General features: G+C 42.8%; 15 protein-coding genes and 1 pseudogene. 7 read left to right on the plus strand and 9 right to left on the minus strand.

From position 1 onward, the window contains the following. Positions 1–263 precede the first annotated feature (263 nt). The 3 genes from ABWT76_RS23115 to ABWT76_RS23125 all read right to left on the minus strand — a co-directional run bounded on the left by ABWT76_RS23115 (position 264) and on the right by ABWT76_RS23125 (position 3,107). The gene (locus ABWT76_RS23115) at positions 264–2,048 is read right to left on the minus strand and encodes a hypothetical protein (protein WP_354635008.1); all 1,785 of its coding nucleotides are present in this window, start codon (positions 2,046–2,048) and stop codon (positions 264–266) included. 3 nt (positions 2,049–2,051) lie between these two features. After that, the gene (locus ABWT76_RS23120; RefSeq protein ID WP_190878919.1) at positions 2,052–2,630 is read right to left on the minus strand and encodes a hypothetical protein; all 579 of its coding nucleotides are present in this window, start codon (positions 2,628–2,630) and stop codon (positions 2,052–2,054) included. A gap of 264 nt (positions 2,631–2,894) precedes the next feature. Further along, complete coding sequence (locus ABWT76_RS23125) at positions 2,895–3,107, minus strand: hypothetical protein (RefSeq protein ID WP_190878921.1); 213 nt, start codon at positions 3,105–3,107, stop codon at positions 2,895–2,897. Positions 3,108–3,188: 81 nt separating this feature from the next. Between ABWT76_RS23125 and ABWT76_RS23130 the strand changes: the two genes are divergently transcribed. After that, positions 3,189–3,485: a hypothetical protein gene (locus ABWT76_RS23130; protein ID WP_354635009.1), complete on the plus strand. Its 297-nt coding sequence runs from the start codon at positions 3,189–3,191 to the stop codon at positions 3,483–3,485. Positions 3,486–3,638: 153 nt separating this feature from the next. Here ABWT76_RS23130 and ABWT76_RS23135 read toward each other — a convergent pair whose 3' ends face one another. The 4 genes from ABWT76_RS23135 to groES form a co-directional block, all read right to left on the minus strand. Then, a complete protein-coding gene (locus tag ABWT76_RS23135; RefSeq protein ID WP_354635010.1) occupies positions 3,639–3,767 on the minus strand; it encodes a hypothetical protein in 129 nt (42 codons plus the stop codon). A 250-nt stretch (positions 3,768–4,017) separates the two neighbouring features. Beyond that, complete coding sequence (locus ABWT76_RS23140; protein ID WP_190878925.1) at positions 4,018–4,323, minus strand: hypothetical protein; 306 nt, start codon at positions 4,321–4,323, stop codon at positions 4,018–4,020. 442 nt (positions 4,324–4,765) lie between these two features. Further along, positions 4,766–6,400 (minus strand): chaperonin GroEL, encoded by a 1,635-nt coding sequence (groL, locus tag ABWT76_RS23145; RefSeq protein ID WP_054466095.1) that lies wholly within the window; start codon positions 6,398–6,400, stop codon positions 4,766–4,768. Positions 6,401–6,498: 98 nt separating this feature from the next. Then, on the minus strand, positions 6,499–6,810 hold the full coding sequence (gene groES / locus ABWT76_RS23150; RefSeq protein WP_054466096.1) for a co-chaperone GroES: 312 nt from the start codon (positions 6,808–6,810) through the stop codon (positions 6,499–6,501). Between the two features lie 451 nt (positions 6,811–7,261). Here groES and ABWT76_RS23155 point away from each other — a divergent pair, with 451 nt between their 5' ends. From ABWT76_RS23155 to ABWT76_RS23175, 5 genes and pseudogenes are all read left to right on the plus strand, one after another. Beyond that, the gene (locus ABWT76_RS23155; protein ID WP_231636743.1) at positions 7,262–7,831 is read left to right on the plus strand and encodes a ferredoxin; all 570 of its coding nucleotides are present in this window, start codon (positions 7,262–7,264) and stop codon (positions 7,829–7,831) included. Positions 7,832–8,182: 351 nt separating this feature from the next. Continuing rightward, complete coding sequence (locus ABWT76_RS23160; protein WP_190878927.1) at positions 8,183–8,830, plus strand: response regulator transcription factor; 648 nt, start codon at positions 8,183–8,185, stop codon at positions 8,828–8,830. Between the two features lie 1,209 nt (positions 8,831–10,039). Further along, positions 10,040–10,564: an NYN domain-containing protein gene (locus ABWT76_RS23165; RefSeq protein WP_054466098.1), complete on the plus strand. Its 525-nt coding sequence runs from the start codon at positions 10,040–10,042 to the stop codon at positions 10,562–10,564. A gap of 247 nt (positions 10,565–10,811) precedes the next feature. Further along, positions 10,812–12,416 (plus strand): 2-isopropylmalate synthase, encoded by a 1,605-nt coding sequence (locus ABWT76_RS23170; RefSeq protein ID WP_054466099.1) that lies wholly within the window; start codon positions 10,812–10,814, stop codon positions 12,414–12,416. A 1,213-nt stretch (positions 12,417–13,629) separates the two neighbouring features. Then, positions 13,630–15,588 (plus strand): annotated as a pseudogene (locus tag ABWT76_RS23175) (von Willebrand factor type A domain-containing protein). Positions 15,589–16,096: 508 nt separating this feature from the next. On the opposite strand, the gene ABWT76_RS23180 reads toward ABWT76_RS23175, so the two are convergent. Continuing rightward, the gene (locus ABWT76_RS23180) at positions 16,097–16,963 is read right to left on the minus strand and encodes a M48 family metallopeptidase (protein WP_354635011.1); all 867 of its coding nucleotides are present in this window, start codon (positions 16,961–16,963) and stop codon (positions 16,097–16,099) included. Positions 16,964–17,556: 593 nt separating this feature from the next. Here ABWT76_RS23180 and ABWT76_RS23185 point away from each other — a divergent pair. Continuing rightward, positions 17,557–19,302: a serine/threonine protein kinase gene (locus tag ABWT76_RS23185; protein WP_054466102.1), complete on the plus strand. Its 1,746-nt coding sequence runs from the start codon at positions 17,557–17,559 to the stop codon at positions 19,300–19,302. Between the two features lie 162 nt (positions 19,303–19,464). Here the strand turns inward: ABWT76_RS23185 and ABWT76_RS23190 are convergent, their stop codons facing one another. Beyond that, positions 19,465–21,111: an ABC transporter substrate-binding protein gene (locus ABWT76_RS23190; protein WP_190878929.1), complete on the minus strand. Its 1,647-nt coding sequence runs from the start codon at positions 21,109–21,111 to the stop codon at positions 19,465–19,467. Positions 21,112–21,248: the final 137 nt, after the last annotated feature.

Consider the following 21,248-nt stretch of genomic DNA (forward strand, 5'->3'; position numbering starts at 1 on the left):
ATAATTGGTTAATATCTAGATTATAATATATATAATATTGCTCTATATCAGCATAAATATTAATTGCTTATTTCACCAACGCGAGTGAAACCGGATAAACCAGCTAAATTTACTCGAAAAACACAAAAAACACAGCGATTGCTCAGAAGAAAAAAATCAAAAACGATTTCTACCTATGAGTGTCATCTTCGATAATTCGCTTTTTCAGATCATTGTTCGTAAACGTAAATCCAGATAATTTAACTAACCATAAATTTTCTATACTAAAAGCAAATTTCTCCATCTTCCAGCTTTTTCTGTATTTTGGCTTTAAGGTTTGGAGTAGATTTCAGAATCGAAGTTAGTTCATCTATATTTTTATAAGGTCTAGACTTTATTAGCTTGTCAATCGTTGTTGCATTCATGCGTGTTCCTTTCATCGCCTTGACAATCGATGCTTTATCTGCCTTATTTAGGTTAACAGCACTATTGTCCGAGATTACTTTATCATCTTGACTTGCATCATTATCTTGACTTGCATCATTATCTTGACTTTCGTCATTATCTTGATTTACGCCATTGTTATTATTATTTGAGCTATCAACTACTTTATCAGACTGGATAAACTCAATATTTTGAATCTCCAACTTGCGTCGTAAGAGAGGTGGACAAGATGGCGCAATCATAAAAGCGACATCTGGTGGATTGCCATCATCGATAGGTTTAAAGTCAACATCTTTCAACCAGGTGTTAAAAGTTTCTAAGTGTTTGCTTAAAAGCTCATAGTTTTTAGCTTCACCAAAGCCTCTAGCAACACAATTATTGTTATGATGTAGCTCTATGTAGCAATCAAAAGCATGACCTGCGAGTATCGTTGTAGTGGAAACCGAGGATAAACTGTATGATTTCTGTCTGAGATACTTATCCCATTTTTGTCTACATTGAGATTCCACTAACTCACGAGCATTTCCTTCAAAACTTTTTTCCGGTTCTTCGCTAAAATACTTTTCATAAATTTCCATAACGGCTGTAGCGTAGTCTTGGCAAAATCCCCTTAAGTTTTTTGGGATATTTAATGGAATTTCTTTAATTTCCCGCCATGCCATCGGAAAATTTTGATATCCTTTGAATGCTCCTTCTATTCGCCCATCTATTTGATCTCTTATCTGTTCAAATTCATTACCGTACCCTGGATGTAGATTAATAACGTTTTTTCCTACTAAGCTTTCTATTACCGGATCTTCAGTAATAAAACTTTGAGTATTCTCTGAAGTTCCAACTAGATAAATAAAAAGACGAATTTTTGAGTGAAATTGTTGAGAGACTCTCTTAATTATGGCTTTAAGCAACGATCGGGTTTCTTGAATCTCATTAGGATAGTTTTGTAATGAATCTAGTTCATCAATCAAATAAGCAAACGTACATCGTGGCTCTGTTTTTGATACTTCATCAATCAAGTCAAAGAAAAATTCTTCAAAACTAACTCCAATTTCCGCAAAATAATTTAAAAAATTCATCCGAAAAGGATTCGGTTTGTTTCTTGCTACTTTTGCTACTAAGTCATTAACTTTTGATACTTCTAAGTAATCTTTTAATATATTTTCAGTGACATTTTTAATTGATGAATTTGAATTGTTTAGTAATTGCCAAAAAGTTTTGGCAAGAATGTAGCAATATAACTTTACGCTGAAAGTTTGCTGACCACCCAATGAGAGTAAATCAGATAGCTGAAAACGGATGACAACAGAAAAATCTTGGTAAGTTGCTTTAGTTTTAGTTAGCTCATCTAGATAAGTTAGCAGGGAAGTTTTCCCACTTCCCTTTAAGGCTGCGACAAATCGAAAAGTAAAGTATCCCTCATCAAAACTATGTTTAAGATCGTCTTGAAGTAACTCCGTAATATTATTGACGGGGCGTCCCGATAAGCTTTGTGCAGTGGATCCTTTGCCTTCAGATGCGGGAAGCCTGACAACCCTTTCAATCCAAATATCCTCAATCAATCCCTCACCGGCTTTAACTTGTTGAAGAAAATCTTTGATAAACTTTTTCTTTCCTGCATCTTCAGGCATAATTTATTCCACCCATTGAATCAATTCATTACCTTTTTCCACTACAGCAAAAATCTTTTCTGTTGACTTAAGCAAGTTAAAATACTGATTAGTTTTCTGCTGAGAAATTGAGTTTTGTTCCATGAACTTCTGGCAAAGCACTTTACTGTGAATAGCCACAACGCCCCGCATTTCTTGTTGTCTTCTTTCTTCAAAGTAAAGTGCTTTAAATTTTTCCTCAAATTCCTCAAAGGACATTTCTTCAGATGAGGTAATTTGAGAATTAGATTCGCAAGCTTCCTGAATACAAGTTAGCAAAGTATTTAAAACTTTTGGCCCTTTCACCGAATCGAATCTATAATCAGTAGTCGCTAGGTTATCTAAGAGAACTTTCGCTCCTTTCTCTGTTACGGAAAAGCGCCATCTATTGGCTTGCTCTATCAAACCCCGATCTGCCAGATCGGAATAGATATTTTCTGCTTGTCCCTGCCACTTTTTCGGCAAATAGGATTTGATCTTGCCTTTTGTCACCGTACCGACTTCTTCTGTATATGCTCTAGCGTAGAGCAGATAGATTTGTTGTTCCGTAGTCAGTTCAATCATGTTGTCCTCCCACTCAATAGTATAATACAACTTGGGCAACTTGGGGTGAGATACCGTCAGGCAGTTGTTAGAGGTGTAATCGCTCAACTGGAGGCGACGATTCAAACCGTTGCGATAAATAGATATCCCTTAAGGGCGCTCGGAAATGATCCCCAACTCTAGAACCCCGTCTATCTGACTGTACCCACAAAACCTTTGATCGAATAAATATTATAATATCCGATCGCGCAATTGAGGAGCGACGATGCCACGGTAGCGATCGCTTTAATTATCCGTTAGTGGTGGGGCAATAGGTGACAAATGGATAGAATAGCTGGATGACCCGATCGCACTTTTCCATAAACAGGCGATCGCTACTATACCACCGCAAAAGGCGATCGCTTTTCCCTGATTTTCGCGATCGCGCAACCATCCAGCGCCAAAGCGATCGGCGCCGTGGTAAAATGGAAAAATAAATTCAATAGTTTTTTCTGTCAAAGTCTGAATTATGGGCTGAAAGTAGTTATCGACAAATAAAAAGTTACAAAAAATACTAAACCTTGAAAATTAAAAACAACTATGAATAGTACAGACAATTCCCCCAGGTCAGATAAATCATCGGCAGTGGCGATATCTATAACAAAATTACAAGACCAGCTTAATGATTTACTCAAGCAACTATCGCCAGAACGATTACAAGTGCTGGTTGATTTTGCCGCTTATCTGGCTGATACTGAAAGCGAAACTGCAACCCAAGAACTCTTGGCAATTCCTGGATTGCTAGAACGAATTAAGCAAAATCAAGCAACCCCTAAAACCGATTACACAAACTGGAGAAACATTCGCTCTGATGTATTAAGTAGTAGGGTGGGTTAGGCGGCCATAAATAATCGCAAAAAACCGTGGTATTTTTATCCGCCGTAACCCACCATTATGCCATGAATTCAGGCGCAGGCGCAAGCATTGCGCCCCTACTCACGAATAGTTATAACGGTAGTCTCTTTGTGTTTTCTTAATGTTATCTCTAGATTAAATATAAGCGGAAAAATAGGCGATCGCTCTTTCACAACCTTTCACAACCGGCAAATAAACCTGGTTTCCTACGAGCCTTTGGGCTAGGGAACAAAGACTTAACCAAAGAAACCCGGTTTCTGACATTTGAGGTGATCGCGAACTTACCCCATTTAATTTCTGTATTTTGAAACTTATTTTGTTAAAATTTGTTCCAAATCTCTTACCAAAGGGGCGAGATCATTTTTCACTGTATCTTCTATCATATGTCCAATATAAACGCGGTCATTTTTTTGCGACATAACAAACCTCTGCTATCGATTTGCGACTCATTGACTATTTTGAAATCTAGTCAATCGTCTTGGTTTAACCTAATCATTTTACCTGTTAATGAAAGTTAACTTTTATTTTCAATGCGTTTGATTCTTGCTTCTAAAGCCTGTAGCTTTTCCTCTAAATTCAGATGATCTGACTCGTTGGTTAAACTATAACCAATTAGGCGATCGAGAATGTCTCTTTGTCGGATCGACTGTTCCGCCAAATCTCCATATTTTTTAATCAATTCATTCAGAACATCTTTTTGAGCTTCTTGACTAGCTCTAAATTCCGCTTGGCTTTGCTTGAGTTCGATTTGGCTTTCCTGAAGTTCTCTTTGCACCGCCAACATTCCTTCGATGATTTTTTGCATTTCTTCAAAAGTCATGGCTGCTTCTCCTCGGTTATGTTTTGTTTGATGTGTAAAAAGTCAATTATTCCGGATCAATACTCTAGATAAATATTCTAGATAAATATTCTAGATAAATATTCTAGCCCAGATTACAGCGTTTTTCCGATGCGATCGATCCGCCCTGTAGGGGCGAAGCATTCCGGCCAAAATTTCGGGTTAAACACAGGAATTTTTTACCGGAATGCTTCGCCCCTAGCATTCCGGCCAAGATTTCGGGTTAAACACAGGAATTTTTTACCGGAATGCTTCGCCCCTAGCATTCCAGCCAATATTTCGGGTTAAACACAGGAATTTTTTACCGGAATGCTTCGCCCGAACCCAAGATTTAAGATAAAAACCAAAAAAATAGGGCAGGCATTTGCCTACCCTATTTTTATCAGGGGTTAAACTTAATTAACGCCAATCAACCACTTAAGAATTAGTAGTCGAAGTCACCGCCGCCCATGCCAGCGCCTGCGGCAGCGCCTTCCTTGGGTTCGGGCTTGTCAACCACGATGCACTCGGTGGTCAACACCATACCAGCGATGGAAGCAGCATTTTGCAGACCGGAACGAGTCACTTTCGCGGGGTCAACGATGCCAGCTTCAAACATATCGACGAATTCATCGGTAGCGGCATTGTAGCCCACGTTGAAGTCTTTTTCTTTGACGCGCTCGGCGATCACCGCACCGTTTTGACCGGCGTTTTCGGCGATCCGCTTCAGAGGAGCAGAGATGGCACGAGCCACAATCAAAGCACCAGTCAGGGCTTCAGCGGTCAGGTTGGCGTTGGCCCATTCTTCCAGTTGGGGAGCCAAGTGAGCCAGGGTGGTGCCACCACCAGGGACGATACCTTCTTCCACCGCAGCTTTGGTAGCGTTGATGGCGTCTTCTAAACGCAGTTTGCGGTCTTTCATTTCGGTTTCCGTGGCGGCACCGACTTTGATCACCGCTACGCCACCAGCGAGTTTGGCCAAACGCTCTTGCAGTTTTTCTTTGTCGTAGGAAGATTCGGTTTCTTCCATTTGACGGCGGATTTGCTCGCAACGAGTTTTGACCGCTACTTCGTTGCCTTCGGCGACGATGGTGGTGTTTTCTTTGGTCAGGGTGATGCGACGAGCGCGGCCCAACATATCCAGCTTGGTGCTTTCCAGCTTCAGACCGGCATCTTCGGTGATCAGTTGACCGCCGGTGAGCACGGCGATGTCTTCGAGCATGGCTTTGCGGCGATCGCCAAATCCAGGAGCCTTCACCGCAGCGACGTTCAGCACACCGCGCAGACGGTTGACCACCAGGGTAGCCAGGGCTTCTTTTTCGATATCTTCAGCGACAATCAGTAAGGGCTTGCCAGCACGGGCAACTTGCTCCAGAACGGGAACTAAGTCTTGCACCAAGCTGATTTTCTTGTCGGTGATCAGCAGGAAAGGCTCATCGAGAACCGCTTCCATGCGCTCGGTGTCGGTGACAAAGTAGGGAGAGATGTAGCCTTTGTCAAAGCGCATCCCTTCGGTGATTTCCAGTTCGGTGGTCATGGATTTCCCTTCTTCTAAGGAAATCACGCCTTCTTTGCCGACTTTTTCCATAGCTTCGGCAATCATAAGACCCACTTCTTCGTCGTTACCAGCGGAGATGGTGCCGACTTGAGCGATCGCCTTGGAATCTTCGATTTGACGAGCGTGTTGAGCAATCTTTTCCACTAGGAATTGAGTAGCTTTGTCAATCCCCCGCTTCAGAGAGATGGGGTTAGCGCCAGCGGCGACGTTACGCAGACCTTCTTTGACCATTGCGTGAGCCAAGACGGTGGCGGTGGTGGTGCCATCACCGGCAGAATCATTGGTTTTAGAAGCGGCTTGACGAATCAGAGAGACACCAGTGTTTTCTACATGGTCTTCTAATTCAATTTCTTTGGCGATGGTGACGCCATCATTGACGATTTGGGGAGCGCCAAATTTTTTCTCCAGCACCACGTTACGGCCTTTGGGTCCGAGGGTGACGGCGACAGATTCCGCCAGGATATCCATGCCTTTTTCTAGAGCACGACGAGCATTTTCGTTGTAGATGATACGCTTTGCCATAAGTGTTGATCCGTTGTTATGTGAGGTTTATTGGTGTTATGGTTTGAAGTCAGTCAATTGATATAGAGAATTGACTGGATAGATAAAGATTTTTTAGATTAGCCAACAATTGCCAAAATGTCTTTTTCGGCCAGCAGGACATATTCTTCGTTGCCCAACTTAATGTCGGTGCCTGCATATTTAGAGTAGAGAACTTTGTCACCAATTTTGACTTCCATTTCTTGACGAGAACCGTCGTCGTTGCGCTTACCTGCACCGACCGCCACGATTTCACCGACTTGGGGTTTTTCTTTGGCGTTGTCAGGGAGGTAGATGCCACCAGAAGTTTTTTCCTCAGAAGGGCTGACTTTCAAAAATACGCGATCGCCCAGGGGTTTAACAGTTGAAACACTTAAAGATACAGCGGCCATACAAGCTCCTCGAAATGCAAAAAAAGAATATGAACTTTCAGCATCCAGTTGTTACAAGTCCAGGATTTGATCTTTGACCTAATGCAAACAACTGTTAGCTAGTTTTTTTCGGAGTTAGCACTCTCAACTCCTGAGTGCTAATTTAGCCGACAATCCCGCAAAAACGCAACAGATATACTTGTACGGGTTCCCGAACTTATCGGATGCGGGTTTTTCGAGAGTACAGGTTTACTTCTATATTTAATTGCCAATATGTTATCAATTAGGGCATTGAACCGACTCTTACCTTTAGCATCGATTCACCATCTATATAATTGCGACAATTGCGATAATTGCGATCGCCTCACTTCTGATCCCAACGCTGATTAGTCCAAAATAGTCTTAATCGTCTTATAGTGAAACCAAACCCTAGAGTCGCCAAATCTCTCCCTAGGAATCAAACATCATTGCTATGATTGACCATCCCATACCTGAAGCCAATTCTGAATCCAATTCTGATACCAAAGCCGTCAACCCGGAATTGTCTAGTTCCCCAGGGGCGATCGCTTCGCCTCTGGATCAAAGTCCGACCGTGGCATCCCCAGACAATCTTTCCGCGATCGACACCGATCTAACTCCCTTAGTCAAAAGCGTAGAAACTTTAGGGATCGACCAAATCCAACGACATATATTTCTCTGTGCGGATCAAACCAAACCGAAGTGCTGTTCCAAAGAAGAAGGTTTAGCCGCTTGGGACTACTTAAAAGCCCGACTCAAAGAACTAAACTTGGATGAACCCACCCGTGGGTTGCCGAAAACCCGAGAAAGGGAAGAAGTTTCTCCTTATATTTTTCGGACGAAAGCCAACTGCTTACGGGTATGTTGCAATGGCCCGATTTTAGTGGTTTATCCTGATGGAGTTTGGTATCATTCTGCCACCCCTCCGGTAATTGAACGGATTATTCAAGAACATCTGATTGGCAATCAAATCGTCAAAGAGTATTGCTTTCTCATTTCTCCGTTACCACAACCCCAACAGTGAGATCATCGATGGGGCTACCACTTCTGGTGAGATCGATCTCTCATATTGTTAGAGGGAATCAGCCTCTCTGAAAAAAGTGCTGATCTTAAGGGTGAAAAAATCAGGAAATATTAATGGCCTGCTCTAGGCAGCCCTGGTAAATTCCCCTATAATAAACACTTGAGTTATCGGCAATCACCCCTTAATATCTGTTGCCTAGCTTGCCGAGGTTCTCCATCAGTGAATCGGTCATTTGATCGGGGGCGTTAATTAGCGTTAATTAACTCTTAACTGCATCAAGTTTCAGAGAGTAAAATTCTGATATTTGATTAATTTTTATATGGATTAAACTTTAATCTAGTGAGAAAAAAGATGAGTGAAACTATTACTAATAATCCGAAAAAACTGCTATTGATTGATGACGATCCAAACCTAATTTTACTGGTTCAGGATTATCTGGAATTTCGGGGCTACGCAGTCATCACCGCCGAAAATGGTCGAGAAGCTCTAGATATTCTTAAAGAAGAAATTCCCGATATGATTATTTGCGATGTGATGATGCCAGAAATGGATGGCTATACTTTTGTCAAGAATGTGAGGGAAAATCCACGCACCGAGTGGATTCCCGTTCTGTTTCTGTCGGCAAAAGGTCAAAGCCAAGACCGGGTAAAAGGCTTAAACACCGGGGCTGATGTTTATATGGTCAAGCCGTTTGAACCGGAAGAACTGGTGGCCCAAGTTGAATCAACCCTTAAACAAGCTTCCCGGTTATTAGACCAGCCCATGAAGCGCAGCGGTCAAGATCCTAAATTGCTGGTTCCCGATACGGTTGAACTGACCCCGACAGAAGTCAAGGTGGTTCAATTGGTGGCTAGAGGGCTGTCTAATCGGGAAATTGCTGAGGTGATGAATGTGAGTCAGCGCACGATTGAAAGTCATGTTTCTAATATGCTGGCGAAAACGAGTTTACACAACCGGACAGAACTAGCTCGATGGGCGATCGAAAGTAAGAAGATTTAGGGGCTTGATTTTTCAGGGCGGATCGCCAATAGTATCTACTTAGCCGGTTTTGGGCGCCACCTTGGAGCATGAGATGGCGATCGCTCCTCCTTGGTTTGATTGGCCGATCCATCGCATCTATCCATCGCATCTATCTATCGCATCTATAATATCGCATCTATGTATCGCATCTATATCTATATAGAGAGTGTTGCCCCATTCCCTCCTATTTGCTTTGTCCGGGGATGCGGGGGCTGGCATCCGCTGACATTGGCTGAAAAAAATGCCAGAATCGTCGGTGAATCCATCCAGCATCTAAATTTCAAGCGGTAATAACAGGGCAGAAGATTAGAAACTGGGCAACAGATCGTGCTACTCTGAAGTTAGTCTAATTTTCGATAGACCTCATGGTTTGATCTGATGCGAAACCCCCTACGGAAAATCATTTTCATGGGGCGATCGCTCAGAATTTTTTATTTTATCTATAATTATTACTGAATTTAAATATGAGAACAAACTATTTATAATCTGACTTTTTACCGGCTAATTGTTAACGTTAATATTAGCCACAAATCTGGTAAATTAAATTACAATTTATATTATCACTATTTGGGGCATTTAACTAAATAATTAAACATTAAAAGTCGCTCAATAAAAAACGACTAAAAGCGGCTGAATTGCCTAAATTATCTTTAACTTCAGTCAATTAACCAAATTTTGTATTGTCATTGCTGAAAGCTAATCAGCGATATGTTGATAGCTGATCCCATTCCGGCTTACAGACCGGAGCATAACCTTTAGCTGAAGGTGACTACGGAAACCCGGAGATAAATTGAAAATAGTTCCGAGGGTAATCAGATTGTTACTGGCGAACTTTTTCCATTTATCCCTTTGATGTTTATACTAAGATTAGTGATTAATTAAAATAAAACCCAACCCGGAAAAAACTTTCAGCAAGTTAAAAAAACTCGCGATCGCCTTCATCCGGGGTGATGCCAAAAATTTTTCTGGTGATTTGACCAACCACTGTTGGGAAAAAATAGATCAATTGCTGGCAAGTAAATGACTAAAATTTCTCAAGATTATTGGGGTAATTTATAGATATTTTTGCTTGGGCTATTGAGCAAATATTTAAATTCAAATTAATCAGAAAAAAAATTGGGCTTAAATTATGGTATAATTAATCGCTAAGTTTAAATTATTTGATAGTAATTTTAGGTCTAACTTTCTATGAATTGTGTCGCTTTAAACCGTCTATCAATTTTTGTAGACGGTAACAATATGTTCTATGCTCAACAAAAAAATGGGTGGTTTTTTGATCCGAGAAGAGTTTTAGAATTTTTCACCACCAACGAACCCAATACTAAATTGATGAATGCTTTTTGGTACACGGGATTAAAAGACCAACAAGACCAACGCGGCTTTCGCGATGCCCTGATTAGCTTAGGTTATACAGTCCGCACGAAACTATTAAAAGAATACTACGATGATACCTCCGGTCGATATTCCCAAAAAGCCAATTTAGATATTGAAATTGTCGTGGATATGTTTAATACGGTGGATCAGTACGACCGGGTGATTCTCTTTAGTGGCGATGGAGATTTTGAACGGGCTATAGAACTTTTGCGGTCTAAAAATACTCATATCACGGTAGTTTCTACGGAAGGAATGATTGCCAGAGAACTGAGAAATGCCACCGATCGCTATATTGACCTGAATGATATTCGCGACCATATTGAAAAAATTGACTATTAAGCGGGGGATGGCCAAATCGTGACTTGACTTCTTGAGTAAGTATTTCCGCAGATGCGGCAATTCTTCAGGCAGAGTTGAGATTTCTGGTGGCGAATCCCTGGAAACCAAATTTTTTGACAATTATTGACATTTTGGCGGGCTATGATGCCTTTGATCGGCAAATGAGTCCAGTAAAAAGGAGACAATTCACTCCAAAACGCGCAAAAATAAAAGAAGAGAAAGGATTAATTCAGGCTGAGTGACAACTATGAGCAACCAACCAGAACGGATTATTATTTTTGATACCACTCTCCGGGACGGAGAACAGTCTCCCGGCGCTAGTTTGAATCTGGAGGAAAAGCTGACGATCGCCCGTCAGTTAGCCAGACTTGGGGTGGATATTATTGAAGCGGGCTTTCCCTACGCCAGTCCGGGGGATTTTGAAGCGGTGCAAAAAATCGCTCAGGTGGTGGGAGTCGAAGGGGGGCCGACGATTTGCGGTTTGGCCCGCGCTACCCGTGCGGATATTGAGGCGGCAGCGAAAGCCTTGGCCCCAGCGGTCAACAAGCGGATTCATACGTTTATCGCCACTTCCGATATCCACATGGAGTATAAGCTGAAGAAAACTCGCCCAGAAGTGGTGGCGATCGCCTCTGAAATGGTGGCATTCGCCAAATCTTTCGTAGATGATGTGGAATTTTCCCCGGAAGATGCCGGACGGTCTGACCCAGAATTTCTTTATGAAGTCTTGACCGCTGCGATCGCTGCTGGGGCGACCACCATCAATATCCCAGATACCGTCGGCTACACCACCCCCGCAGAATTTGGCAGACTCATTCGGGGCATCAAAGAAAATGTCCCCAACATCGACCAAGCCATTATTTCCGTACACGGTCACAATGACTTGGGGTTAGCGGTGGCCAACTTCCTCTCTGCGGTGGAAAATGGGGCGCGTCAATTGGAATGTACCATTAACGGCATTGGGGAACGGGCGGGAAATGCCGCCTTGGAAGAACTGGTGATGGCTTTGCACGTTCGTCGCCAGTATTACAACCCCTTCCTCGGTCGTCCCCCAGAGTCCGAAGCCCCATTGACCAATATTAATACCAAGGAAATTTACAAAACTTCTCGCTTGGTTTCCAGCCTCACGGGAATGTTTGTTCAACCGAATAAAGCTATTGTCGGGGCAAATGCGTTTGCCCACCAGTCCGGCATTCACCAAGATGGGGTACTCAAGCATAAGCTCACTTATGAGATTATGGATGCTGAGTCCATTGGTTTGACCGATAATCAAATTGTCCTCGGTAAACTCTCTGGTCGTCATGCTTTTTCCACTCGCTTGAAAGAGTTAGGATTTGAGCTTTCCGAAACCGAACTGAATCAAGCATTTGTTAAGTTCAAGGAAGTGGCGGATAAGAAAAAAGAAGTCACGGAATGGGATCTCGAATCGATTGTTAATGCAGAGATTCAGCAACCCCCAGAACTTTTCCGTTTAGAGTTGGTGCAAGTTTCTTGTGGCAATAATTCCCGACCCACCGCTACGGTGACGTTGCGGACCCCCACGGGAGAAGAATTGACCGATGCGGCGATCGGGACAGGGCCGGTGGATGCGGTTTATAAAGCGATTAACCGGGTGGTGAATGTCCCCAACCAGTTAATTGAGTTCTCGGTGCAGTCGGTGACCGCGGGGATTGATGCGTTAGGGGAAGTGACCATTCGCTTGAAACATGGCGATCGCATTTTCTCCGGTCATTCCGCCAATACCGATATTATTGTCGCCTCCGCTCATGCCTATATTAATGCCCTGAACCGGCTTTATGCATCATTGCAGAAAAACCCGGAACCCACCCCGGCAGCGGTGAGTCAAGTGTAATTGCCCTGGAAAAAATCCATCCGGTTTCTAGTTAGAAAAATTAACAATTAATTCAGGATTATTCGGTGGGCATTCGCTCACCTTTTTTTTGCCTATAGGAATTGTTAGAGTTATGAAGTAAAAAAAATCTGTCATTCCCGCGCAGGCGGGAATCCATAAAACCTCTGTACTTCATCGAGATAATCACCGCTATATCTGAAATGGCCGAGAATCAGTGGTCAATCTCCGGCAGAAGTCTTAAACTTAAACTAGAAATATTCCCTGGTGATTTTATAGCACTTGTCATAGTGATGAATTACAAAAAAACCTGTCATTCCCGCGCAGGCGGGAATCCATAAAACCTCTGTACTTCATCGAGATAATCACCGCTATATCTGAAATGGCCGAGAATCAGTGGTCAATCTCCGGCAGAAGTCTTAAACTTAAACTAGAAATATTCCCTGGTGATTTTATATAGCAATCCTAAATCAATCGTAATATTTTTGTAGGGGCAATCCCCCCGTGGTTGCCCCTACACGCTCCGGGGCGACCACGGGGGGATCGCCCCTACAATTACCACAACCCATTTAGGACTGCTATAGCACTTGTCATAGTGATGAATTACAAAAAAACCTGTCATTCCCGCGCAGGCGGGAATCCATAAAACCTCTGTACTTCATCGAGATAATCACCGCTATATTAGTGATATTATATCAAGTCCTTTCGATCGGTTACAAAAACAATCCTCTCTGATTAAGATGGATTCCCGCCTGAAGCGGGAATGACAGGGCTTTTTAGATAATCAGCATCCTCTCTCATTAAGATGGATTCCCGCCTGAAGCGGGAATGACAGGGCTTTTTAGATAATCAGCATCCTCTCTCATTAAGATGGATTCCCTCATTCGCGGGAATGACAGGGCTTTTTAGATAATCAGCATCCTCTCTCATTAAGATGGATTCCCGCATTCGCGGGAATGACAGGGCTTTTTAGATAATCAGCTAATACACGGACTTGATTTTATTGCGGATTAAATCGGTAAGTCAATCGGTGAGTCAGTGAAATTAATCCGCCAAAAATCCGCCAAGAAAAAACAAGAACCGAAACATAACCGGAATATAACAGGAATATAACAGGAAAAAAAATATGAATAATTTTTGTTTGCGGACGTTGCTGTTGAGTGCCGCCCTTTTAACTTCAGTTTCCGTCGGTTTTACCTGGGCTGTAAGCGAAGCTATGCCCAAAGTTATCGCTGCTGAGGGGCAAAAATCCGCTACCTCAGAGATCAGTCAGACACAAACCAATGTGGCTCAGATCATTCAACCGAGTGATTGGGCCTATCAAGCCCTAAAATCTTTGAGCGATCGCTATGGTTGTCCCGTAGATCATCCCGATAGCATTCTCTTAGACAATCAAACTCCTTTAACTCGAAATCAATATATTCTCGCCTTACAAACTTGCTTGCCCACCATCTTAAATCACCCGGCAATTACCCCAGAAGATTTAACCACCTTAGAACAGTTACGCAAAGACTTCCCGGAAGCCTTTGTCTCTGCTGAAGTTGCGCCAGCGCCACCGCCACCGCCCCAACCCAGCCTTACCCCTCGTCCGGTCGGTGGTGCCACCAGAGGCGTCCCGCTACGAGATGAACCCCTGTATGATAGTAGCAGTGACGGTTATGGCGCCTTGGACAGAAGTTCCCGCCCCCCCGCTTCGGGAGGAGTCACTACAGAATCAGAAGCATCAGAGGAATATAATCGTGAGGGATATAACCCGATTGATGAAAATCAATTTCTCCGAGCAATTAACAGTCCCTTATCAACATTTGCCATTGATGTAGATGGGGCATCTTATAGTAATGTCCGTCGGTTTATCAATAATAACCAATTGCCCCCGAAAGATGCGGTCATAATTGAAGAATTTCTTAACTATTTTACTTACGATTATCCCGAACCTCAAGGCGATCGCCCGTTTTCTCTGACCACGGAAATTTCTCAAGCCCCTTGGAATCCTCAACATAAATTAGTTCACATTGGACTCCAAGGACAACGCATTGAGGCGGACAACTTACCCCCAAGTAATTTGGTATTTTTGCTGGATGTTTCCGGTTCGATGGATTCACCGGATAAATTACCTTTACTCAAATCAGCTTTACGGTTATTAGTCAACGAATTGAGAGAAACCGACCGAGTTTCTATTGTGGTTTATGCCGGTTCCGCTGGTTTAGTTTTGCCCCCAACTCCGGGAAGTCAAAAAGATAAAATATTAGATGCGATCGCCTCCCTAAATGCTGGCGGATCTACTGCCGGTGGGGAAGGAATTAAACTCGCTTATGAAGTCGCCCGCCAAAACTTTATGCGATCAGGAAATAACCGGGTTATTCTCGCCACCGACGGCGATTTTAACGTGGGAATTTCCAGTGATGCGGAATTAATTCGCCTAATTGAAGACTATCGCGATCGCGACGTATTCTTAAGCGTCCTCGGATTTGGCACCGGCAACTTACAAGATGCCAAAATGGAACAACTGGCAAATCGGGGCAATGGCAACTATGCCTATATTGATAACATCTTAGAAGCCAAAAAAGTGCTCGTCAATGAAATTGGCGGCACCCTTTTAACCATTGCCAAAGATGTCAAAATCCAAGTAGAATTTAATCCGGCAAAAGTCCAAGCTTATCGTCTAATTGGTTATGAAAATCGCCTCTTACAGGCGGAAGATTTTAACAACGATCAAAAAGATGCCGGTGAACTCGGTGCCGGACATTCGGTGACAGCCTTGTATGAAATTATTCCCGTTGGCGTCAACAGTTCCTTTGATTTACCGGAAGTTGACCCATTAAGATATCAGCCAAACACCGAGGAATTTTCTGGCAATAATTCTGATGAGTTAATGTTAATTAAACTGCGCTATAAGCAACCAACCGGGGACACATCGGAACTAATTTCCCAGCCTTTAATTGACCGGGAAATATCCCTATAAAATACCTCAAATAACTTCAGATTTGCCGCAGCGGTGGCGGAATTTGGCATGATTTTACGGGAATCTAAATATCAAGGTTCCGCCAATTTATCCCAAGTGGTAAACTTAGCCCGTCAATCCCAAGGAGAAGATGCAGCAGGCGATCGGGCAGAGTTTATCCGTTTGGTAGAAGCCTGCAAAACGCTCTTAACTTCTCCAGAAAATGACCGATAAAAATAACGGTAAAAATAGATGATTAATCGTTAAGTTCATTCCCCTAGGGATGCTGGGGGGCGATCGGTTGCAGAATAGAGCAGAATATACATGAATATTATATAATTTTCTGCATATTATGCCACATAATTTGCATTTGCGATCGCCTACCCTAACCTTTCTAATGGTGCGTCTAGGCTGGAATAGAGATTAACTTTTTATCCCAAACTTATCTACCAGCAAACACGCACCCTACATTTTGCTACATTTTGCTACATTTTGCTACATTTTGCTACATTTTGCTACATTTTGCTCTGTGTCTCTCTGTGTCTCTGTGGGTAAAATTCTCAGCAACCTTCGTAATGGTGCGTCTAGGCTGGAATAGGGGTTAATTGTTTATCCCAAACTTATCTACCAGCAAACACGCACCCTAAATTTTGCTACATTTTGCTAATACATTTTGCTACATTTTGCTACTCTTTTACAGACCTCTGTATCTCAGCAAAAAATTCTCCGTAAAGACCAGGGATTACAAAAGTTTTCTGATATTCGCTTTGTACTGTTCGGAACTCAAACCATTCCCCATGTTGGGGTTAATTTGGGCTTGTTGGAGCAATTGCTCAAGGTTAGCAATGCGATCTTCTGTGTGGGGGTGGGTTCTTAAGATAGTGGGCATAGAATTGCCACCGGCACTGAGTAGTTTTTGGAAGAATCCAATCATTCCTGAAGGGGCGTAACCACTACGAACAATGGTGGCTAAACCGTCTTGATCCGCTTCATATTCGTCGCGGCGACTTTTTGGCAAATTTAACCCCACTTCAACCCCAACGGCAACTAATACATTGTTATCCACTCCAGCGGCATCGGCAAGTCCCCCAGCAATAATGCGTTGGCGCATTTGTTTGAGGGCGTGTTTGTTAGTAATGTGGGCAATTTCATGGGCCATAACTCCAGCGACTTGCGCTTCGTTGTCAGCGGCTTTTAATAGTCCAGTGTTAACGTAGACAAAGCCCCCAGCGGTGGCAAAAGCGTTGATACTGTTGTCTCTAACGACTTGAAAGGTGTAGGGCAGGTTAGGCCGATCGCTGCTAGGGACTAACCGCTGACCAATTTGTTGCACATAGTTGTTAATTTCTGGGTCGTTGTATAGTTCCACCTGCTTGAGGATTTCATTATTGATTTGTTTGCCCAGTTCCACTTCTTGATTGTCGGAAAGACTGGTTAACTGGATGACTTGAATTCCCGGAAGAATCAGATCCCGCCAGTTAAAGGCAGAGGAAAGAGTTGGGTTGCCGCCGATTAAACCTAATGCGACAAACAGAGAAATTAACGGATAATACAAAGGTCGCTCTCGGCGACGGGATCCGGTAATCGAAAATGATTTAAGTTTAAACATAGTAAGTGTGAAGAACGAATCATCTTAAAAAGGACGTTTTGGGGGCTCATTGGCCGACTCTGCTAGATCGCACCCTGGGAATTTTCCGTTTGATTTCGGACTGGCGGCTGAACCCTCAATGTAGCTTGGGGATTACTGAAAACAACCGCATAAATAGCCGCCTAAGTCTTAGATTTCTCTAAGTCCTGGTAGATGAATGACCGCGATCGCCCTCTTATTTATGCCCCCTTATTTATATTTTAGTCTGGGCGATTGGAGAAAGAAGACTTGTCAGTGTTACTGACGTAGTTTCCAGGGGTGATGTTGCCAAGAATCTCCAAACACAAGACATTGGTCAGTCCAGACATCGAGCGAAATATAAATAAAATATTTATTTGTCATTTGTTATTTGATTTCTGTTATTGGTTATTTGTTTTCTGACTCATTGTCCATTTTCCATTTTATCTATCCGTTACCGACTACCTAGAAGCGGCTTATCGATGCAAAAACTTGACAAAATATATATAATGCTATGTGAAAAGCCAAAAAGCTTCTTGAAATAGCCCCCGTTAAACTGGAATGGCTAAACTGAAAAATACATAATCTTAACTCTTATGACAACTAGACTTTTAAACAATCGCTATCAAATTATTTCAGCCCTAGGCAGCGGCGGGTTTGGTGAGACTTTTTTGGCAGAAGATACCCAAATGCCTTCGCGCCGTCGTTGCGTGATTAAACAACTCAAACCTGTTACGGGCGATCCCCAAACTTATCAACTGATTAAAGAACGCTTTGGCCGCGAAGCCGCTGTTTTAGAACAGTTAGGGGAGAAACACAATCAAATTCCCAAATTATATGCTTATTTTGAACTTAACGGAGAATTTTATTTAGTTCAAGAATGGATTTCTGGGGAAACTATCACCAATAAAATGCAAAAATCCGGTCAATTTAGCGATTGCCAAGTCCGAGATTTACTCACCAGTTTACTGCCAGTCTTAGATTTTGTCCACAACCAAAAAATGCTCCATCGAGATATTAAACCGGATAACATTATTTTTCGCCAAATTGATGGTTTGCCGGTCTTAATTGACTTCGGGGCAGTGAAAGAAACAATGAACACGGTGGTGACAAGTTCTGGGGGCGGCGTTCCTTCCATTGCTATTGGTACACCCGGATTTATGCCCGCCGAACAAGCGGCGGGAAGACCCGTTTATTCTAGTGATTTATATGCCTTGGGAATGACGGGCATTTATTTATTAACTGGCAAAATGCCCCAAGAGTTAGAAACCGACTCCAGAACTGGACAACTTCTTTGGCGGAATTATGCCCCGCAAGTGAGTCCAAATTTAGCCTTGGTACTGGATCGGGCGATTAGATTTAATCCCGGCGATCGCTACCACAGCGCATCAGAAATGCTCAACGCTTTGCAGCCACAAAATCAAGGAAATGTGGCATCGAATATGGCGACCGTGGCCGTGTCCCCAAGATATTCTTATGCGGGTAATTCTCAAACAACTACGACCAACTTAAGTCAATCATCCAAAGCACTTTGGCTGCCGATCGCCTTTGTGATAGTGATAATTTTTAGTGCCACATTTGCCGGAAGTTTTGCCATCATGCAAAACCGAAAAGCCTCTGTTTCTAGCTCTTCCTCTGACTCCAATAATCAGCCAACCGTCACCGATAATTCCCGATGGTCAGATAACCCTAATTCTACAGGCGATCGCGAATCAAATTCCCCAGAAAGTAACCCGACTTCAGTCTATCCTGATGCCACTGCATCAACCAACAACACATCACCGCAACCGACTCAATCCTCACCCCCAGAAACCACACCAGAAATTGCCAATATTCCCCCAACCCCTGAGAAAAATCCTACCGTAGCAACCCAGCCCCAAACTCAGCCGGAAACCTCAAATATTCCCCCAAATCCTGAAAAAATTCCCCCCGCAGAAACCCAACCGGAAACCCAACTAGAAATTCCAAATGACTCATCTAAAACTGAGGCAAATCAGCCATCCGAACCCATCGCCAAACCTTCCCGGTCTGAAGCAATTAGAAATTACTATAACCTGATTAATCAACGGCAATATTCTGCTACTTGGGATCAGCTTTCTCCCAACTTTAAAGCCACTAAATCAGGCAGCTATCAAGATTACCAGGGTTGGTGGAACCAGGTAAACAAAGTAGAAGTTGCTAAAACTAATGTGAGGGAAGTTAATGAAGATACTGCCTTAGTAAATACTGAGTTAACTTACTATATGAAAGATGGCAGAGTTTCCCCAGAAAGGTTAGAAATTTTGCTGATTTGGGATGCCGATAGTCAGCAATGGCTGATTGACGAAACTCGTCGATATTAAATTATTAGTAGGGGCTATTAGCAGGGGCGCTACGTCCAAGCGCCCCTAACGGTTCGCGAACCGCCCCTACAGGATCTTCTCTACATGATCTGGTGGGTTAGTATCCCTTGTGCGATCGAGCAAATTGTATCAACCTTACTGGAAATGACTAGATTCTTTAATTCATTTTTTTTGAATTTGCCAAAGGGGAAAGATTTGGGCAGGATTTAAGTTGACCCCAGTGATGCCTTTTTGGGCAAAAGCATAATCTTTATTTTGGAATAAGGGAATATAAGGAATATCTTCAGCGGTTAACTCTTGAATTTGAGCAAATAGTTGTTCCCGCTTTTGGGGATTTAGTTCTTGCCGCTGTTGATTGATTAGTTGATTGGCGCGATCGCTATAATAAAATGACCCTTGGGATTGACTAGCCCCATTATCACATCCTGTACTGGGAGAACCTTGAACGCAACTCAAAAACGGATGGGTAAAATTGTCGGGATCTAGAAAGTCGGGAATCCAGGTATATAAGACCGTTTGATAAATTCCTTTATCCAAGTTAGCGGTATAAGTAGTAAACTCAACGCTTTGGGGTTGCAGTTCTAAAAGTCCATCTAATTTTTGTTGGGCGATCGCTTTTAAAGCCGTAGCCACCGCATTTCTAACCGGGGAACTAGACGGATACCAAACTTCGATTTTTAACGGATTTTCTCGACTATATCCCGCCTGTTTTAACCAGTCTTTAGCGGTGGCTAAACTATCCCCTTGATTAACTTGATTAAACTTGGCAAACACAGGTTGATAAACGGAAAAGGTACTGGGAATTAAACTATAAAGGGGTTCCGCTTGACCCTGGCTGACTCGTTCAATTAACAGGTTGCGATCCACCAGAGACGCTAAAATTTTCCTAAATTCTGGATTATTTAACGGAGATTGACGAATATTCAGCATCCAATATGTAACCGAATTTCCCTCGGTAGAAAGCACTTGCCATTTTTGTTTTTCTGCCTGGTTTTCTAGACTTCTAATTTGATTAGGGTCGAGAACTTCATAAGCGACATCCACCGCACCCGTCGTAAAAGCATTATATAAGTTGACAGAATTAGATAACCTTTGAATATATACCCCTTGATTGGCGGGTTTTTCTCCCCAATAGTCGGAGAAAATATCTAACTTTAAGGAATCAGTGCCATAAGTAGCTAATTGATAGCGACCAGTCCCCACAAAAGTATCGGGTTTAAATTGACCAGGGCCAATTTGATAATAGGTTGGGGATACGGCACAAGTCCCCGCAAATGTTAATAAAGCAGTAAAGGCAGCAAAGGGTTGTTTCAGGGTAATCGTAATTTCATATTCTCCCGTAGCGGTGATGGATTTTACTACGTCAGAAAGTAAAAAAGAAGGTTGCCCTTGATTTTCTATAAATCGGCGCAGGGAAAATACCATTGCCTCAGCATTAAACGGGGTGCGATCGTGAAAAATCACCCCTTGACGGAGGGGTATTGTATAAGTTAATCCATCGGCACTAATTTTCGGCAGTTCCGTGGCTAATTGGGGGATAATTTCTGATTTTTCGTTGTAGCGATAAAGCGGATCGCCTAAGCTATTCAGTAAATAACCAGCGGTTAAATCATAAGCATCAGCGGGGTCAATGGTGCGTAATTTGGCCGTCGTCCCCAACGAGATGCGATCGCCTCCCAAATTGCCAGAATTGCCAGAATTGCCAGAATTGCCAGAATTATCCGCTGAATTTTGGAATCCCTGCCCACAACTGACAGTTAAAAGTAAGCAGAGAGCAAATAAGCCAAAAAGACGTTGCCAATGGATCATATAGATAATAGATTAAACTCCGTTTTAACCTGAAAAAAACCGGGTTTTTGCCTTAACTTTAGTATTATGGCAAAATTATGGCAAAAACGGAAGAAACCGGGTTTTTAGGCTGGGTTTCTCACCAAAAACCCGGTTTC

It is taken from the genome of Planktothricoides raciborskii GIHE-MW2, from assembly GCF_040564635.1.
Taxonomy (GTDB): domain Bacteria; phylum Cyanobacteriota; class Cyanobacteriia; order Cyanobacteriales; family Laspinemataceae; genus Planktothricoides; species Planktothricoides raciborskii.

Coding starts and splice junctions, on each gene's coding strand:
- ABWT76_RS23170 (WP_054466099.1), top strand. CDS start 10,812: ATGAGCAACCAACCAGAACGGATTATTATTTTTGATACCACTCTCCGG.
- ABWT76_RS23180 (WP_354635011.1), bottom strand. CDS start 16,963: ATGTTTAAACTTAAATCATTTTCGATTACCGGATCCCGTCGCCGAGAG.
- ABWT76_RS23130 (WP_354635009.1), top strand. CDS start 3,189: ATGAATAGTACAGACAATTCCCCCAGGTCAGATAAATCATCGGCAGTG.
- ABWT76_RS23155 (WP_231636743.1), top strand. CDS start 7,262: ATGATTGACCATCCCATACCTGAAGCCAATTCTGAATCCAATTCTGAT.
- ABWT76_RS23190 (WP_190878929.1), bottom strand. CDS start 21,111: ATGATCCATTGGCAACGTCTTTTTGGCTTATTTGCTCTCTGCTTACTT.
- ABWT76_RS23185 (WP_054466102.1), top strand. CDS start 17,557: ATGACAACTAGACTTTTAAACAATCGCTATCAAATTATTTCAGCCCTA.
- ABWT76_RS23120 (WP_190878919.1), bottom strand. CDS start 2,630: ATGATTGAACTGACTACGGAACAACAAATCTATCTGCTCTACGCTAGA.
- ABWT76_RS23115 (WP_354635008.1), bottom strand. CDS start 2,048: ATGCCTGAAGATGCAGGAAAGAAAAAGTTTATCAAAGATTTTCTTCAA.
- groES (WP_054466096.1), bottom strand. CDS start 6,810: ATGGCCGCTGTATCTTTAAGTGTTTCAACTGTTAAACCCCTGGGCGAT.
- ABWT76_RS23140 (WP_190878925.1), bottom strand. CDS start 4,323: ATGACTTTTGAAGAAATGCAAAAAATCATCGAAGGAATGTTGGCGGTG.
- ABWT76_RS23165 (WP_054466098.1), top strand. CDS start 10,040: ATGAATTGTGTCGCTTTAAACCGTCTATCAATTTTTGTAGACGGTAAC.
- ABWT76_RS23160 (WP_190878927.1), top strand. CDS start 8,183: ATGAGTGAAACTATTACTAATAATCCGAAAAAACTGCTATTGATTGAT.
- ABWT76_RS23135 (WP_354635010.1), bottom strand. CDS start 3,767: ATGTCAGAAACCGGGTTTCTTTGGTTAAGTCTTTGTTCCCTAGCCCAA.
- groL (WP_054466095.1), bottom strand. CDS start 6,400: ATGGCAAAGCGTATCATCTACAACGAAAATGCTCGTCGTGCTCTAGAA.